We start from the raw sequence: 13864 nt of genomic DNA on the forward strand, positions 1-13864 counted from the left end.
TATTACAAAAGCGCTTCTGCTGTTGATTGAAGCAAGGTGGGAAATGGCTATTACTGCATTTGCCGCTGCCGGACTTTAGCGCAGGCCTGCCGATAATAACCAGCCCTGATGCCATTGATTCAAGCAGGGAAAGAAAAAGGTGGAGAGTCGATCTGTAAGCCGGGTTCTGTCTTGAACAGTCATTCGTCTACGATGGCCATCACTGGACATCTTTAGCAACCTACCCGGTCCCAGCGCGGGCCACGCCTTGGGACCCTATTTGGTCTTGCTCCAAGTGGGGTTTACCTAGCCACGAACTGTTGCCAGACGTGCGGTGCGCTCTTACCGCACCTTTTCACCCTTACCGGCGCCGAAGCGCTTAGGCGGTTATTTTCTGTGGCACTTTCCGTAGGCTCACGCCTCCCAGGCATTACCTGGCACTTCGCCCTATGGAGCCCGGACTTTCCTCCCCCCTCTAATTTTCATAGAGGGCAGCGACTGTCCGATCGACTCTCCGCCGCGCAGGTTAACGGCAGAGCGCCCGAAGAACAAGCGCTAATAGCCGTGAAACCCGTCTGCGCGACGGGTTACTCGCCCTTCTGCTGTTCCAGTGCGACCTGATACAGCACGTTTTTGCGCTCACCGGTGATTTGCGCGGCCAGGGCGGCAGCGCGCTTGAGCGGCATCTCTTCGAGCAGCAGGTTGAGGACGCGCATCGCCTCGCTGCTGACCGCGTCTTCGGATTCCGGCGCAGTCCAGCCAGCCACTACAACAACGCATTCACCACGCTGCTGATTGCTGTCCGCCTCGACGAATGCCCGCAACTCGGCCAGTGGCAGGCCCTTGAGCGTTTCAAAGGTCTTGGTGATTTCACGAGCGAGCAATGCCGGGCGATCAGCACCGAACACGGCTTCCATATCTTGCAGGCACTCGAGAATACGATGCGGCGCCTCGTAGAAAATCAGCGTGCGCGGCTCTTCCTTGATGGCTTCCAGACGCGCCTTGCGCCCAACAGCCTTGGCCGGCAGAAAACCTTCGAAGATGAAACGGTCGGATGGCAGACCGGCCGCCGACAACGCAGCAATCAACGCGCATGCCCCCGGCACCGGCACCACATTGATACCGGCGGCACGCGCCTGGCGCACCAGGTGATAACCCGGATCGGAAATCAGCGGCGTACCGGCATCGGAAATCAGCGCGACGTTGTCGCCAGCCAGCAAACGCGTGATGAAACGACTGCCCTCATCACGCTCGTTGTGTTCATGGCAGGCCGCCAGCGGCGTGGAGATGCCGAAGTGCTGCATCAGACGCTGGGAATGGCGCGTGTCTTCGGCGGCGATCAGCGCCACTTCGCGCAGGATCTTCAACGCCCGGGCGCTGATGTCATCCAGGTTGCCGATGGGCGTCGCCACCACATAAAGCGAGCCCGCAGCGGAATTCAAAGCACCTGGAGCAGTCAAAGCGCACACCTCATGATCGGTAAAAGCCGCCATTGTAGCGCGTCACGCGCCCGGCGATGCGCTCGCGGCAGACACGGTTTGTCGCACCATTGTGCGGTCGCGCAACATTTACATCAGCTAAATTGACGGTTTCACGCCAGTAACATCGCGCCCCGGCCAGCGCTTGGGTACAATTCCACGCTAATTTGATCGAGTATCAGGAACACTTACATGATCGCTTGCCTGCGGCTGTTCACTGCCCTCTGCCTCGCTGCCTTATTGGCGGCCTGCGCCAGCTCCCCCTCCTCAAGCCTTGGCGAACTTCCACGGACTCCGGATGCCAGCATCGAGCAACTGCTCGAACAGGCTACCCAGGCCAAGACGCCGGAAAAAGCCGCGCTGTTGCGCTTGAGCGCGGCAGACCTCGCTTATCGCCAGGGCAATGCCGGCCAGTCCGCGCAGATCCTGCAACAAGTGCCGATGGAGCAGTTGAAGCCAGGCCAGCAGATCTTCGCCAGCACCTTGTCCGCTGAGCTGGCAATGACGCGTAATCAGCCTAAAGCTGCGCTGACCGCTCTGAGCCATCCGAGCCTGCAGCACCTGAGCGAAATGCCGGAAGATCAGCAAGTTCGCACCGGCACCGTGCACGCCCGCGCACTGGAAGCCGACGGCCAGACCCTGGCAGCCGCTCGTGAGCGCATCTTCATCGCTCCAATGCTCAAAGGCGAAGCCGCGAGCAAGAACCACGAAGCCATCTGGACTTTGATCGCTTCGCTGCCTACCGATCAACTGCAACCCAACACCGCCGACGATCTCGGCGGCTGGATGGGCCTGGCCCTGGCTGTGAAAACCGCCGGCACCCTAGAACAGCAGCAAGCGGCGATCGATGCCTGGCGCGCACAGAATCCAAAGCACCCAGCAGCAATCAACCTGCCGCTGCCACTGACCAAACTCAAGGAACTGGCCAGCCAGCCCCTGAGCAAGATTGCCCTGCTGCTGCCGCAAGACGGCCCACTGGCCTCAGTCGGTAAAGCGCTGCGTGAAGGCTTCATGGCGGCGCACTATCAAGCACAACAGGCCGGTCAGAAGCCACCCGCCATCGAGTTTTACGACAGCTCCAAACTGACCTCGATGGACGAGTTCTACCGCAAGGCCCAGGCCGATGGCGTGCAACTGGTGGTCGGCCCGCTGGAAAAACCGCTGGTCAAGCAATTGAGCACCCGTCCGCAACTGCCAATCACCACCCTCGCGCTGAACTACAGCGAAGGCGATCAAGGTCCGGCGCAACTGTTCCAGTTCGGTCTGGCGGCTGAAGACGAAGCTCGCGAAGTTTCGCGTCGCGCCCGCGCCGACGGCCTGCATCGCGCGGCGATCATGGTGCCGAAAGGCGAATGGGGCGACCGCGTATTGCGTGCGTTCAGCCAGGACTGGCAGGCCAATGGCGGCAGCATCGTTGCCACCGAACGCGTTGATCAGCCAGTGCAACTGGCCCAGCAGATCGCTGACATGTTCCAGCTGCGTCAAAGCGAAGCCCGCGCCAAGAGCCTGCAAAACGCTGCTGGCACCAATGTCGCCGCTCAGCCGTCGCGTCGCCAGGACATCGAGTTCATCTTCCTGGCAGCCACCCCGCAGCAAGCGCAGCAGATCAAGCCGACCCTGAACTTCCAGTACGCGGGTGATGTTCCGGTGTACGCAACTTCCCACGTGTACAGCGCCAGCGGCGATGTGAACCAGTACAACGACATGAACGGCGTGCGCTTCTGCGAAACCCCATGGTTGCTGGAAGCCAATGACCCGCTGCGTCAGCAAGTCACCGCGCAATGGCCGCAAGCGGCCGGCAGCCTGGGTCGCCTTTACGCCATGGGCGTCGACGCCTACCGTCTGGCGCCGCGCCTGGGTCAGTTGAAGGCGCTGCCGGACAGCCGCATCGAAGGTCAGTCGGGTAGCCTGGGCATGACCCAGACCCAACGCGTAGTGCGTCAGTTGCCATGGGCGCAGTTCGTCAACGGTCAGGTTCAACGCCTGCCGGACACCCCGCGCTGATGCCCGACGGCTCGCACCTGCAAAGCGGTAAAGATGCCGAGCGCCAGGCGCTCGAGCATCTGCAACACCAGGGTCTGCGCCTGCTGGCGCAGAACTGGTCATGCAAACGGGGCGAGCTTGATCTGGTCATGCTTGATGGCGATACAGTAGTATTCGTCGAAGTCCGCTACAGAAAAAACACTCAATGGGGTGGCGCGCTCGCTAGCATCGATGAGCGCAAACGGCAGAAGCTGATTTTCGCCGCACAGCATTTCCTTCAGCGCGAGTCACGCTGGGCCGATTCCCCTTGCCGCTTCGACGTGGTGGCCATCGACAGGCACCCGGATCAGTTGAACTGGTTGCAGAATGCGTTCGATGGTTGATTCTCTGCACACCACCCCGGACACTTTCACCGACAATTTTTGCTCTTTGCTTTGCGGGCTGCACATTCACGTGCCGAACAGCCGCGCTACTTAAGGTCACACAGATGGACATGCAATCCCGAATTCGCCAGCTTTTCCAGGCCAGTATCGACACCAAGCAACAGGCGATGGACGTACTTGCACCGCACATCGAGCAAGCCAGCCAGATCATGGTCAACGCCCTGCTCAACGAAGGCAAAATGCTTTCGTGCGGCAACGGCGGCTCTGCCGGCGACGCCCAGCACTTCTCCTCCGAGCTGCTCAACCGCTTCGAGCGTGAACGCCCGAGCCTGCCGGCCATCGCTCTGACCACCGATAGCTCGACCATCACCTCGATCGCCAACGACTACAGCTACAACGAAGTGTTCTCCAAGCAGATCCGCGCATTGGGTCAACCCGGCGATGTATTGCTGGCGATCTCGACCAGCGGCAACTCGGCAAACATTATTCAAGCGATCCAGGCCGCACATGATCGCGAAATGGTTGTCGTAGCTTTGACTGGCCGCGATGGCGGCGGCATGGCTTCACTGCTGCTGCCTGAAGATGTCGAGATTCGCGTACCGGCCCATGTCACTGCACGTATTCAGGAAGTCCATCTGCTGGCGATCCATTGCCTCTGCGATCTGATCGACAGCCAACTGTTCGGGAGTGAAGAATGACCCCTAATCGCCTTGGCCTTCTGGCCTTGACCCTGTGCCTCGGCATCAGCGGCTGCACCTCGGTGGTGAATGCCAGCCGTGAAGCGCCGATTGAAGACGACCGCGGCACCCGAACCTTCGGCAGCAAAATCGACGACTCGCTGATCGAGACCAAAGTCGGCGTCAACGTGGCCAAGGCCGACCCCGGCCTGGACAAGGACTCGCATATCGTCGTCACCAGCTTCAACGGCGTGGTGCTGCTCGCCGGCCAGACTCCGCGCGAAGACCTCAAGGCCAAGGCCGAACAGGCCGCCGCCAACGTGCAGCGCGTGAAGAAAGTGCACAACGAACTGCAAGTGATTGCACCTTCAAGCTTCCTCGCTCGCCAGAACGACGCCTGGCTGACCACCAAGATCAAGACCCAGATGCTGACCGACGCCAGCATTCCCGGCTCGCGCATCAAGGTCGTGACCGAGAACGGTATCGTTTACCTGCTGGGCCTGCTGACCAAACAGGAAGCACAACAGGCAACCAACCTGGTGCAAGGCGTTGCCGGCGTGCAGAAGATCGTGAAGCTGTTCGAATACATCGACTGATACGCGACGAGCAGATACAAAAAAGGCGATCCATCCGGATCGCCTTTTTTATTACTTCACCACTTTCAAGCTTGGCCGGCCGCTTGGTCGCGGCGGCTCGCTGCCCGGTGGCGGCAAGTCGTCATCGGGCTCGATATCGTCTTCGTCATCCATCGGCGACTCGAGATCGAACACCATGCCCTGCCCGTTCTCCCGGGCGTAGATGCCCAGAATCGCGCTGATTGGCACATAGAGACTATGCGGAACGCCACCGAAGCGACCCTCAAAGGTCACCACGTCGTTGTCCATGTGCAAGTGCCGCACGGCACTGGGCGAAATGTTCAGGACAATCTGCCCGTCGCTGGCGAAACCTTGCGGCACCTGCACTGCCGGGTATTCGGAATTGACCAGCATGTGCGGGGTGCAATCGTTATCCACAATCCACTCGTAGAGCGCGCGGACCAGATAAGGTCGACTGGAGTTCATAGCGGCTCCTTAAGCCTTAGCGCATATCGCGTTCGACGCCAGACAGACTCGCCTGGAAAGCCTCACGCGCAAACTGGCGCTCCATATAATCAAGCAGCGGCTTGGCCGGCCGCGGCAGTTCAATACCCAGAATCGGCAAACGCCAGAGTATTGGCAATAGGCAGCAATCCACCAGACTTTGTTCCTCACTGAGGAAAAACGGCTTGTCGGCAAACAACGGCGACACGCCCGTCAGGCTTTCACGCAATTCCTTGCGTGCCACGACACGCGCGGCTTCCTTGGTTTTCGGATCCAGAATCAGATCCACCAGACCACACCAGTCGCGCTGAATACGGTGAATCAGCAGACGGCTGTTGGCACGCGCCACCGGGTAAACCGGCATCAGTGGCGGATGCGGGTAACGCTCATCCAGATATTCCATCACCACGGTCGACTCCCACAACGCCAGGTCGCGATCGACCAGTGTCGGGAGACTGCCGTAAGGGTTCACCTCAATCAGTTTAGGCGGCTGGCGGCCAGCTTCCACGTAAATGATTTCGGCGCTGACACCCTTCTCTGCAAGCACGATGCGCACTCGGTGGGAATAGTGGTCGGCGGGGTCGGAGTAACAGGCCAACCGATTGGTCACGCCCATGGCGATCCTCCTCGCTTGTTGAAATGATTGGAACCGGAAAAACGCGCGCGCCCAGAGGGCGCCTCCCGCAATGCCTGGCGAACCAGACATTGCGTTATCGGAGGCGCCCTTGGGCGCGCGCGATTAACAGCAATGCTTGAAGCGTATCAGTGCACGTCTTTCCAGTATTCACGCTTGAGCAGGTAGGCGAACACAAAGAAGAACGCCAGATACAGCAAGACGTAAGTACCGATGCGCTGATGTTGCAGCTTAACCGGGTTAGCCGAGTAAGCCAGGAAGGTTACCAGATTCTTGACCTTCTCATCGAACTGCTCTTCGTTCAGAGCACCGGTTTTCGGCACGATGGTCAACTGATCGCACGCTTCATGAGTCAGCGGCGTACCGGTCAGCGGATCGTATTGCTTCTTGCCGTCCTCGACGATCTGCACTTGCTTGCAGCCCACCACCTGACGACCTTGCAGGCCGACCAGCACGTTAGGCATGCCGACGTTTGGGAAGACCTTGTTGTTCACGCCCCAGGGACGCGCCGGATCTTCGTAGAACGAGCGCAGATAACCATAGAGCCAGTCGGTGCCACGCACGCGCGCCACCAGGGTCAGGTCCGGCGGTGCCGCACCGAACCAAGTCTTGGCGTCTGCCGGCTGCATGCCGATGTTCATGTGGTCGCCGATCTTGGCGCCGGTGAACACCAGCTTCTCGAGCATCATGTCGTGGGGAATGCCGAGGTCATCGGCCACCCGTTCGTAACGCTGGAACTTGGCACTGTGGCAACCCATGCAATAGTTGGCAAAGGTGCGCGCACCGTCCTGCAGGGCAGCTTTATCGGACACGTCGATGTCGACTTTTTCCAGCTCCGGACCACCGTGTTCGGCGGCGAAAGACAGCACAGGCAGCGCAGCAAAAATCAGAGCAAAAAATAACTTTTTCATCAGCCAGTCACCCTTTCCGGAACCGGTTTGGTCTTCTCGAGCCTGGTGTAGAACGGCATCAGAATGAAGTAGGCGAAGTACAGGAAGGTGCAAATCTGCGACACCAGCGTGCGCTCGGGCGTCGGGGCCAGTACGCCCAGAATGCCGAGGATCACGAAGGAAATGCAGAACACCAGCAGCCAGATTTTGCTCATCCAGCCTTTGTAGCGCATCGATTTGACCGGACTGCGGTCCAGCCACGGCAGCACGAACAGCATGGCAATCGAGGCCCCCATGGCGATCACGCCCATGAGTTTGTCCGGGATCGCACGCAAGATCGCGTAGAACGGCGTGAAGTACCAGACCGGGGCAATGTGCTCAGGCGTCTTGAACGGGTTGGCTTGCTCAAAGTTTGGCTTTTCGAGGAAGTAGCCGCCCATTTCCGGGAAGAAGAACACGATAAAGCAGAAGATGAACAGGAACACCACCACGCCGACGATGTCTTTCACGGTGTAGTACGGGTGGAAGGCAATGCCGTCCAGCGGGACACCGTTTTCGTCTTTGTGCTTCTTGATGTCGACGCCATCGGGGTTGTTCGAACCGACTTCGTGCAGCGCCAGAATGTGCAACACCACCAGACCGAGAATCACGATCGGCAGCGCCACGACGTGCAGTGCGAAGAAGCGGTTCAGAGTGATTCCGGAGATCAGGTAGTCACCCCGAATCCACTGGGTCAGGTCGTTGCCGATCACCGGAATCGCACCGAACAGCGAGATGATCACCTGGGCACCCCAGTAGGACATCTGCCCCCAAGGCAGCAGATAACCCATGAAGGCCTCAGCCATCAGCGCCAGGTAGATCAGCATGCCGAACACCCAGACGAGCTCACGCGGTTTCTGGTACGAACCGTAGAGCAGGCCCCGGAACATGTGCAGATAAACCACGATGAAGAACGCCGAAGCGCCGGTGGAGTGCAGCAGACGCAGGATCGAGCCGTACTCGACGTCGCGCATGATGTACTCGACGGAAGCGAACGCCTCTTCTGCCGACGGGGTGTAGCTCATCGTCAGCCAGACACCGGTGACGATCTGGTTGACCAGCACCAGCAGTGCCAGCGAGCCGAAGAAATAGAAGAAGTTGAAGTTTTTTGGCGCGTAATACTTGCTGAGATGGTCTTCCCACATTTTGGTCGCCGGGAAGCGCGCATCCACCCAATCCATGAACTTGCTCATCACGCTTTCTCCGTATCGACGCCAATGACAATCAGGTCATCGGTCTCATAGGAATGCGGGGGAACTGGCAGGTTCAAAGGCGCGGGTTGCGACTTGTAGACGCGGCCAGCCAGATCGTAGTGGGAACCGTGGCAAGGGCAGAAATAGCCGCCGACCCAGTCTTTACCCAAGTCCGCAGGCGCCACTTCGGGACGGAAGGTGGGAGAGCAACCCAGGTGAGTGCAGATCCCGATCAGCAGCAGGATTTCCGGCTTGATCGAGCGCACTTCAGGATCGACATAAGTAGGTTGCGTGGAGTTTTTGGAAGTCGGATCGGAGAGCTGGCCCTCGATCTTCTTGAGATTCCCCAGGATTTCCGCAGTACGGCGGACAATGAACACCGGCTGACCGCGCCATTCGGCAATCATCTGCTGTCCTGGCTCGATCTTGCTGACATTCACTTTCACCGGTGCACCGGCGGCTTTCGCCTTGGCACTGGGAAACCATGACCCCACGAACGGGACCGCAGCCCCCACCGCTCCTGCAGCACCCACCACGGATGTGGCTGCTACCAAGAAGCGACGCCGGCCTGCATTCACGCCGTCATTGCTCATTCAGTCCTCTCCCATCAGCTTTGTGGCCTGTTAAATCAGGCATCTACTAAATAAATCAATGTTACTTATAAAAATTTTGCCGAGATGGTAATGAAAAGCCCCAATTCTGACAAGGGAATTACCCGGGGCTCCCACCCTCAAGCCTTGTAGTATAGGGGGTCTACGAATGTGGCAAGTTGTCACAGCGCAATTCTTTAATAAATCGCAGGCATAAAAAAACGCCCGGTTCCGTGAGGAATCGGGCGTTCTTTTTTGAACGTGGAAACGAATTAACGCTTCGAGTACTGCGGACGCTTACGCGCTTTACGCAGACCAACTTTCTTACGTTCAACTTCACGGGCGTCGCGAGTAACGAAGCCAGCTTTGCGCAGAGCGCTACGCAGGGTTTCGTCGTAGTCCATCAGAGCGCGAGTGATGCCGTGGCGGATTGCGCCAGCCTGACCACTTACACCACCACCGATGACAGTGACGTAGATGTCGAACTTCTCGACAGTCTCGGTCAGTTCCAGCGGCTGACGAACTACCATGCGGGCAGTTTCGCGGCCGAAGAACGAGTCCAGGGAGCGGTTGTTGATGGAGATGTTACCAGTACCCGGACGCAGGAAAACGCGTGCGGTTGCGGTCTTGCGACGGCCAGTGCCGTAATTTTGAGTCGCCGACATAATGAACTATTCCGTTAAATCTTCAGTTCTTGGGGCTGCTGAGCAGTATGAGGGTGTGCAGCGCCCGCATAGACTTTCAGCTTACGGTACATGTCACGACCCAGCGGGTTCTTAGGCAGCATGCCTTTAACCGCGGTCTCGATCACGCGCTCAGGGGCCTTGGCGATCAGCTTTTCAAAGTTGATCGACTTGATGCCGCCCGGGAAACCGGAGTGGGAGTAGTACATTTTGTCAGTGGTTTTAGCGCCGGTTACACGGATCTGCTCGGCGTTGATTACGACGATGTAGTCGCCGGTGTCAACGTGAGGAGTGTACTCAGGCTTGTGCTTGCCACGCAGACGGCTCGCGATTTCGGTGGCCAGACGACCCAGGGTCTGACCAGCAGCGTCGACGACAAACCAGTCGCGCTTTACTGTTTCCGGTTTAGCAGTAAAAGTTTTCATTCTTTATAGCCTCAGGGGCCGCCTGTAAATAAGACGGCGGATCTTACTGAATAGTGCGTACTTTGACAAGTCAAAGGCAGCCGGATACAGACGCTTTCGGGGGCTCGGGTCGGCGCGTCCGTTCAACGGCAAGATTCTTCGGCGGCGGCGCATCACTTCCACTGCAGAAAGAGGTCGGCAATTATGCAGATTGCGAAAAAAATTTCAACCTGCTTTTATGCTTGTTTTGCCCAAGGAGCACCCGATGGACTATCGCCAGCTAGGCCGTACCGACCTGAACGTGAGTGCAATCTGCCTCGGCACCATGACCTGGGGCGAGCAAAACACTGAAGCTGAAGCCTTCGCCCAGATCGAGCGGGCCAAGGAAGCCGGGATCAATTTCATCGACACCGCCGAGATGTACCCGGTGCCGCCGAAAGCCGAAACCTACGCCACCACCGAGCGCTACATCGGCAATTATTTCAAAAGCCGTGGTGATCGTGCCGACTGGATCCTCGCCAGCAAGATCGCCGGCCCGGGCAACACCATCGACTACATCCGCGACAAAAACCTGCGCCACAACCGCCAGCACATCACTGAAGCGGTGGATGCCAGCCTCAAGCGCCTGCAGACCGATTACATCGACCTCTACCAGTTGCACTGGCCGGAGCGCAGCACCAACTTTTTCGGACAACTGGGCTACAAACACAAGATCGAAGCCAACCTGACGCCGCTCGAGGACACCCTCGAAGCCCTCGATGAGCAAGTGAAGGCCGGCAAGATCCGCCACATCGGCCTGTCCAACGAGACGCCGTGGGGCACCATGCGCTTCCTTGCCCTGGCCGAAGCCCGGGGCTGGCCGCGCGCGGTGTCGATCCAGAATCCGTACAACCTGCTCAACCGCAGCTTTGAAATCGGCCTGGCGGAAATCGCCATCCGCGAACAGTGCGGCCTGCTCGCCTACTCGCCGCTGGCATTCGGTTTCCTGTCCGGCAAGTACGAAGGCGGCGCGCGTCCGCCGAAAGGTCGCCTGAGCCTCTACAGCCGCTTTAGCCGCTATTTCAACGCGCAATCGGAAGCGGCCTGCAGCCGTTACGTGGCCCTGGCCCGTGAACACGGTCTTGATCCGGCGCAGATGGCCCTTGCATTCGTCACCCAGCAACCGTTCGTCACCAGCAACATCATTGGCGCCACGACGCTGGAGCAACTGGACAGCAACATTGCCAGTTTTGATCTGAAGCTTTCCGATGAGGTGCTGGCGGGGATTGAGGCGATCCACAAGGATCATCCGAACCCGGCGCCTTGATCGGCCGTTAAAAGCTTCGCGAGCAGGCTCGCTCCCACAGGTACAGCGTGATCCTTGTGGGAGCGAGCCTGCTCGCGAAGGGGCCCGTCAATTCACTGCAGAACTCACAGCGACCGCGCAATGATCTCCTTCATGATTTCATTGGTACCGGCATAGATCCGCTGCACCCGTGCATCCGCCCACGCCCGGGCCACCGGGTACTCCCACATGAAGCCGTAGCCGCCATGCAACTGCACGCACTCGTCGAGCACCTTGCATTGCAGGTCCGTGCCCCAGTATTTGGCCATCGCAGCTGTCGGCACATCGAGCTTGCCCTGGAGATGCAGTTCCAGGCACTTGTCGACAAATACTCGGCCGATCTGAATCTCGGTAGCCATCTCCGCCAGTTTGAAGCGGGTGTTCTGGAAATCGGCGATCGCCTTGCCGAACGCCTTGCGATCACGGGTGTAATCCAGCGTCCATTTCAGCGCAGCTTCGGCTGAGGCCAGACCACCGATCGCTACCGTCAGTCGCTCCTGTGGCAATTCCTGCATCAAATAAGCGAACCCTGCCCCGGCCTGCCCCAACAGGTTTTCTTTCGGCACGCGTACGTCCTGGAAGAACAATTCCGACGTGTCCTGAGCCTTCATTCCGACCTTCTCCAGGCGTTTGCCCTTCTCGAAGCCCGGCGTATTCGCCTCTACCACAAACAGGCTGGTGCCTTTGGCGCCGGCCTTGGGATCGGTTTTGGCGACCACGATCACCAAATCAGCGAGAAAGCCGTTGGTGATGAAGGTCTTGGAGCCGTTGATCACGTACTCGTCGCCGTCCAGCACGGCGGTGGTCTTGACCCCTTGCAGGTCGGAACCGGCACCCGGCTCGGTCATCGCAATCGCGCTGACCATCTCGCCCGAGACCAGTTTCGGCAGGTATTTTTGCTTCAGCGCTTCACTGCCGTAATGCAGGATGTATGGCGCAACGATGTCCGAATGCAACGAGAAACCGATCCCGGTCAGACCCAGACGACCGACCTCTTCGATTACCACTGCGCTGTACAGAAAGTCCGCGCCCAGGCCGCCGTACTCTTCCGGAAGGTGCGAGCAGAGCATCCCCGCCTCCCCCGCCTTATTCCACAGTTTGCGGTCGATGTGGCCTTGTTTCTCCCATTGCGCATGGAACGGCACGGCCTCTTTTTCGAGGAAGGTTCGTACGCTGTCGCGGAACAATTCGTGCTCGGAGCTGAACAAGGTTCTGGGGATCATGCGGCACCTTTCATTGTTGTTGGAGGAATATGGCCTTCAGAGACTAAGCCTCACCTCCGACACAGGACACTGGACACATCCGACAAAAAATAAGACGATCCAGCCGTCTGGTGACCACTTTCCCTTATAAAAACAAAACAAAAGTTGAATTATGTCCAAGCAAGTCTCCACGCCCTTGCGGCGCGTCAGCATCCTGGCAATCGACCGGGTTTTCGCATCCACTCTCATGCAGGCCAAGGATTTTTTCCATCTGGCCAGCCTGCGTTACGGTAAGCAACTGGGTCACGGCCTGACACCGGCGTTCGAAACCCGGCTGGTCAGCCCCGACGGCAAACCAGTGAACAGTTTCAGTGACGTGATGATGCCGGTGGACGGCGGCCTGGAAAACGCCGACGTCATCATCCTCCCGGCGTTCTGGGACGATTTCGATACGCTGTGCAGCCGTTATCCACAGATCCTGCCGTGGCTGCGCGAGCAGCACGCCCGTGGCGCCGTGCTCTGCGGCGAAGCCACCGGGGTATTCTGGCTGGCCGAGGCCGGGCTGCTCAACGGTAAGGAAGCGACCACTTACTGGCGCTTCTTCAATGCCTTTGCCGAGCGCTTTCCCAAGGTGTACCTCAATCAGGACAAGCACCTGACCGACGCCGATAACCTTTATTGCGCCGGCGGCACCACTTCGGCCTGCGACCTGTATATCTACCTGATCGAACGCTTCTGCGGCGCCAATGTGGCGCAAGCCGTGGCCCGCGACATTCTGTATGAAGTGCAGCGCAGTTATTCGCCGGGACGTATCGGTTTCGGCGGACAGAAGCTGCACCAGGACGTGATCATCCTGCAGATCCAGCACTGGCTTGAAGAGCATTTCGCCGACAAGTTCCGCTTCGAAGACGTGGCCCGCGAGCACGGCATGAGCATCCGCAACTTCATGCGCCGCTTCCAGACCGCGACTGGCGACAAGCCGCTGCACTACCTGCAACGCCTGCGCATCGAGACTGCCAAAGGTCTGTTGTCGGGCAGCCGCAAGAGCATCAAGACCATCAGTTATGAGGTCGGCTACGACGATGCGAGCTTCTTTGCGCGGCTGTTCCGCCAGCACACCGAGTTGTCGCCGAACCAGTATCGGCAGCAGTTTCAGCAGGCTGCGTAGGCCCCTGAGCAAATACAAAACCTGTGGGAGCTGGCTTGCCAGCGATGGCGTCGTGTCAGGTGATATCTATTTCTCTGACATACCGCTATCGCTGGCAAGCCAGCTCCCACAGGGATTGCAGTGCATTAGAGATTTTCTTCAGCACAAAAAAAGGGCCT

At 58.7% G+C, this 13864-nt stretch carries 15 protein-coding genes and 1 other RNA gene; 6 read left to right on the forward strand and 10 right to left on the reverse strand.

Translation table 11 applies throughout. From position 1 onward, the window contains the following. Positions 1-139 precede the first annotated feature (139 nt). Both rnpB and rsmI read right to left on the reverse strand, forming a co-directional pair. Positions 140-493: RNase P RNA component class A (rnpB, locus tag OC71_RS26825), an RNA gene on the reverse strand. Between the two features lie 73 nt (positions 494-566). After that, positions 567-1472: a 16S rRNA (cytidine(1402)-2'-O)-methyltransferase gene (rsmI, locus tag OC71_RS21425; RefSeq protein WP_084234262.1), complete on the reverse strand. Its 906-nt coding sequence runs from the start codon at positions 1470-1472 to the stop codon at positions 567-569. A gap of 177 nt (positions 1473-1649) precedes the next feature. Here rsmI and OC71_RS21430 point away from each other — a divergent pair, with 177 nt between their 5' ends. From OC71_RS21430 to OC71_RS21445, 4 genes are all read left to right on the forward strand, one after another. Then, a complete protein-coding gene (locus tag OC71_RS21430; protein ID WP_041073162.1) occupies positions 1650-3461 on the forward strand; it encodes a penicillin-binding protein activator in 1812 nt (603 codons plus the stop codon). Next, positions 3461-3823 (forward strand): YraN family protein, encoded by a 363-nt coding sequence (locus tag OC71_RS21435; protein WP_041073170.1) that lies wholly within the window; start codon positions 3461-3463, stop codon positions 3821-3823. Before OC71_RS21430 ends, OC71_RS21435 begins: the two co-directional genes overlap by 1 nt. 104 nt (positions 3824-3927) lie before the next feature. Beyond that, positions 3928-4521 carry a phosphoheptose isomerase gene (locus tag OC71_RS21440; RefSeq protein ID WP_025109297.1) on the forward strand — a complete coding sequence of 198 codons (594 nt, stop codon included), beginning with the start codon at positions 3928-3930 and terminating at the stop codon, positions 4519-4521. Then, on the forward strand, positions 4518-5096 hold the full coding sequence (locus OC71_RS21445) for a BON domain-containing protein (protein ID WP_041073173.1): 579 nt from the start codon (positions 4518-4520) through the stop codon (positions 5094-5096). Before OC71_RS21440 ends, OC71_RS21445 begins: the two co-directional genes overlap by 4 nt. Positions 5097-5147: 51 nt before the next feature. Here OC71_RS21445 and OC71_RS21450 read toward each other — a convergent pair whose 3' ends face one another. From OC71_RS21450 to rplM, 7 genes are all read right to left on the reverse strand, one after another. Next, positions 5148-5561 (reverse strand): ClpXP protease specificity-enhancing factor, encoded by a 414-nt coding sequence (locus OC71_RS21450; RefSeq protein WP_027612189.1) that lies wholly within the window; start codon positions 5559-5561, stop codon positions 5148-5150. Positions 5562-5577: 16 nt separating this feature from the next. After that, entirely contained in the window at positions 5578-6195 is a 618-nt protein-coding gene (locus OC71_RS21455; RefSeq protein ID WP_003228048.1) for a glutathione S-transferase N-terminal domain-containing protein, read from the reverse strand. Positions 6196-6341: 146 nt separating this feature from the next. Continuing rightward, positions 6342-7124: a cytochrome c1 gene (locus OC71_RS21460; RefSeq protein WP_007961619.1), complete on the reverse strand. Its 783-nt coding sequence runs from the start codon at positions 7122-7124 to the stop codon at positions 6342-6344. Then, positions 7124-8335: a cytochrome bc complex cytochrome b subunit gene (locus tag OC71_RS21465; RefSeq protein WP_041073175.1), complete on the reverse strand. Its 1212-nt coding sequence runs from the start codon at positions 8333-8335 to the stop codon at positions 7124-7126. Before OC71_RS21465 ends, OC71_RS21460 begins: the two co-directional genes overlap by 1 nt. Further along, positions 8335-8928: a ubiquinol-cytochrome c reductase iron-sulfur subunit gene (gene petA / locus OC71_RS21470; RefSeq protein ID WP_003228055.1), complete on the reverse strand. Its 594-nt coding sequence runs from the start codon at positions 8926-8928 to the stop codon at positions 8335-8337. Before petA ends, OC71_RS21465 begins: the two co-directional genes overlap by 1 nt. Before the next feature lie 269 nt (positions 8929-9197). After that, positions 9198-9590 (reverse strand): 30S ribosomal protein S9, encoded by a 393-nt coding sequence (gene rpsI / locus OC71_RS21475; protein ID WP_007961615.1) that lies wholly within the window; start codon positions 9588-9590, stop codon positions 9198-9200. 14 nt (positions 9591-9604) lie between these two features. Then, positions 9605-10033 carry a 50S ribosomal protein L13 gene (rplM, locus tag OC71_RS21480; protein ID WP_003228062.1) on the reverse strand — a complete coding sequence of 143 codons (429 nt, stop codon included), beginning with the start codon at positions 10031-10033 and terminating at the stop codon, positions 9605-9607. 244 nt (positions 10034-10277) lie between these two features. Here rplM and OC71_RS21485 point away from each other — a divergent pair, with 244 nt between their 5' ends. Beyond that, complete coding sequence (locus tag OC71_RS21485; RefSeq protein WP_041073179.1) at positions 10278-11318, forward strand: NADP(H)-dependent aldo-keto reductase; 1041 nt, start codon at positions 10278-10280, stop codon at positions 11316-11318. Between the two features lie 104 nt (positions 11319-11422). Here the strand turns inward: OC71_RS21485 and OC71_RS21490 are convergent, their stop codons facing one another. After that, positions 11423-12559 (reverse strand): acyl-CoA dehydrogenase family protein, encoded by a 1137-nt coding sequence (locus OC71_RS21490; protein WP_007961611.1) that lies wholly within the window; start codon positions 12557-12559, stop codon positions 11423-11425. Between the two features lie 250 nt (positions 12560-12809). Between OC71_RS21490 and OC71_RS21495 the strand changes: the two genes are divergently transcribed. Then, positions 12810-13706 carry a GlxA family transcriptional regulator gene (locus OC71_RS21495; RefSeq protein WP_174376918.1) on the forward strand — a complete coding sequence of 299 codons (897 nt, stop codon included), beginning with the start codon at positions 12810-12812 and terminating at the stop codon, positions 13704-13706. The last annotated feature ends 158 nt before the right edge of the window (positions 13707-13864 follow it).

It is taken from the genome of Pseudomonas sp. W15Feb9B, assembly GCF_000828175.1.
Taxonomy (GTDB): Bacteria; Pseudomonadota; Gammaproteobacteria; order Pseudomonadales; family Pseudomonadaceae; genus Aquipseudomonas; species Aquipseudomonas parakoreensis.

Bases quoted from the DNA above. Each gene is read 5' to 3' on its own strand.
- rsmI (WP_084234262.1), bottom strand. From the start codon at position 1,472: ATGGCGGCTTTTACCGATCATGAGGTGTGCGCTTTGACTGCTCCAGGT.
- OC71_RS21430 (WP_041073162.1), top strand. From the start codon at position 1,650: ATGATCGCTTGCCTGCGGCTGTTCACTGCCCTCTGCCTCGCTGCCTTA.
- OC71_RS21435 (WP_041073170.1), top strand. From the start codon at position 3,461: ATGCCCGACGGCTCGCACCTGCAAAGCGGTAAAGATGCCGAGCGCCAG.
- OC71_RS21440 (WP_025109297.1), top strand. From the start codon at position 3,928: ATGGACATGCAATCCCGAATTCGCCAGCTTTTCCAGGCCAGTATCGAC.
- OC71_RS21445 (WP_041073173.1), top strand. From the start codon at position 4,518: ATGACCCCTAATCGCCTTGGCCTTCTGGCCTTGACCCTGTGCCTCGGC.
- OC71_RS21450 (WP_027612189.1), bottom strand. From the start codon at position 5,561: ATGAACTCCAGTCGACCTTATCTGGTCCGCGCGCTCTACGAGTGGATT.
- OC71_RS21455 (WP_003228048.1), bottom strand. From the start codon at position 6,195: ATGGGCGTGACCAATCGGTTGGCCTGTTACTCCGACCCCGCCGACCAC.
- OC71_RS21460 (WP_007961619.1), bottom strand. From the start codon at position 7,124: ATGAAAAAGTTATTTTTTGCTCTGATTTTTGCTGCGCTGCCTGTGCTG.
- OC71_RS21465 (WP_041073175.1), bottom strand. From the start codon at position 8,335: ATGAGCAAGTTCATGGATTGGGTGGATGCGCGCTTCCCGGCGACCAAA.
- petA (WP_003228055.1), bottom strand. From the start codon at position 8,928: ATGAGCAATGACGGCGTGAATGCAGGCCGGCGTCGCTTCTTGGTAGCA.
- rpsI (WP_007961615.1), bottom strand. From the start codon at position 9,590: ATGTCGGCGACTCAAAATTACGGCACTGGCCGTCGCAAGACCGCAACC.
- rplM (WP_003228062.1), bottom strand. From the start codon at position 10,033: ATGAAAACTTTTACTGCTAAACCGGAAACAGTAAAGCGCGACTGGTTT.
- OC71_RS21485 (WP_041073179.1), top strand. From the start codon at position 10,278: ATGGACTATCGCCAGCTAGGCCGTACCGACCTGAACGTGAGTGCAATC.
- OC71_RS21490 (WP_007961611.1), bottom strand. From the start codon at position 12,559: ATGATCCCCAGAACCTTGTTCAGCTCCGAGCACGAATTGTTCCGCGAC.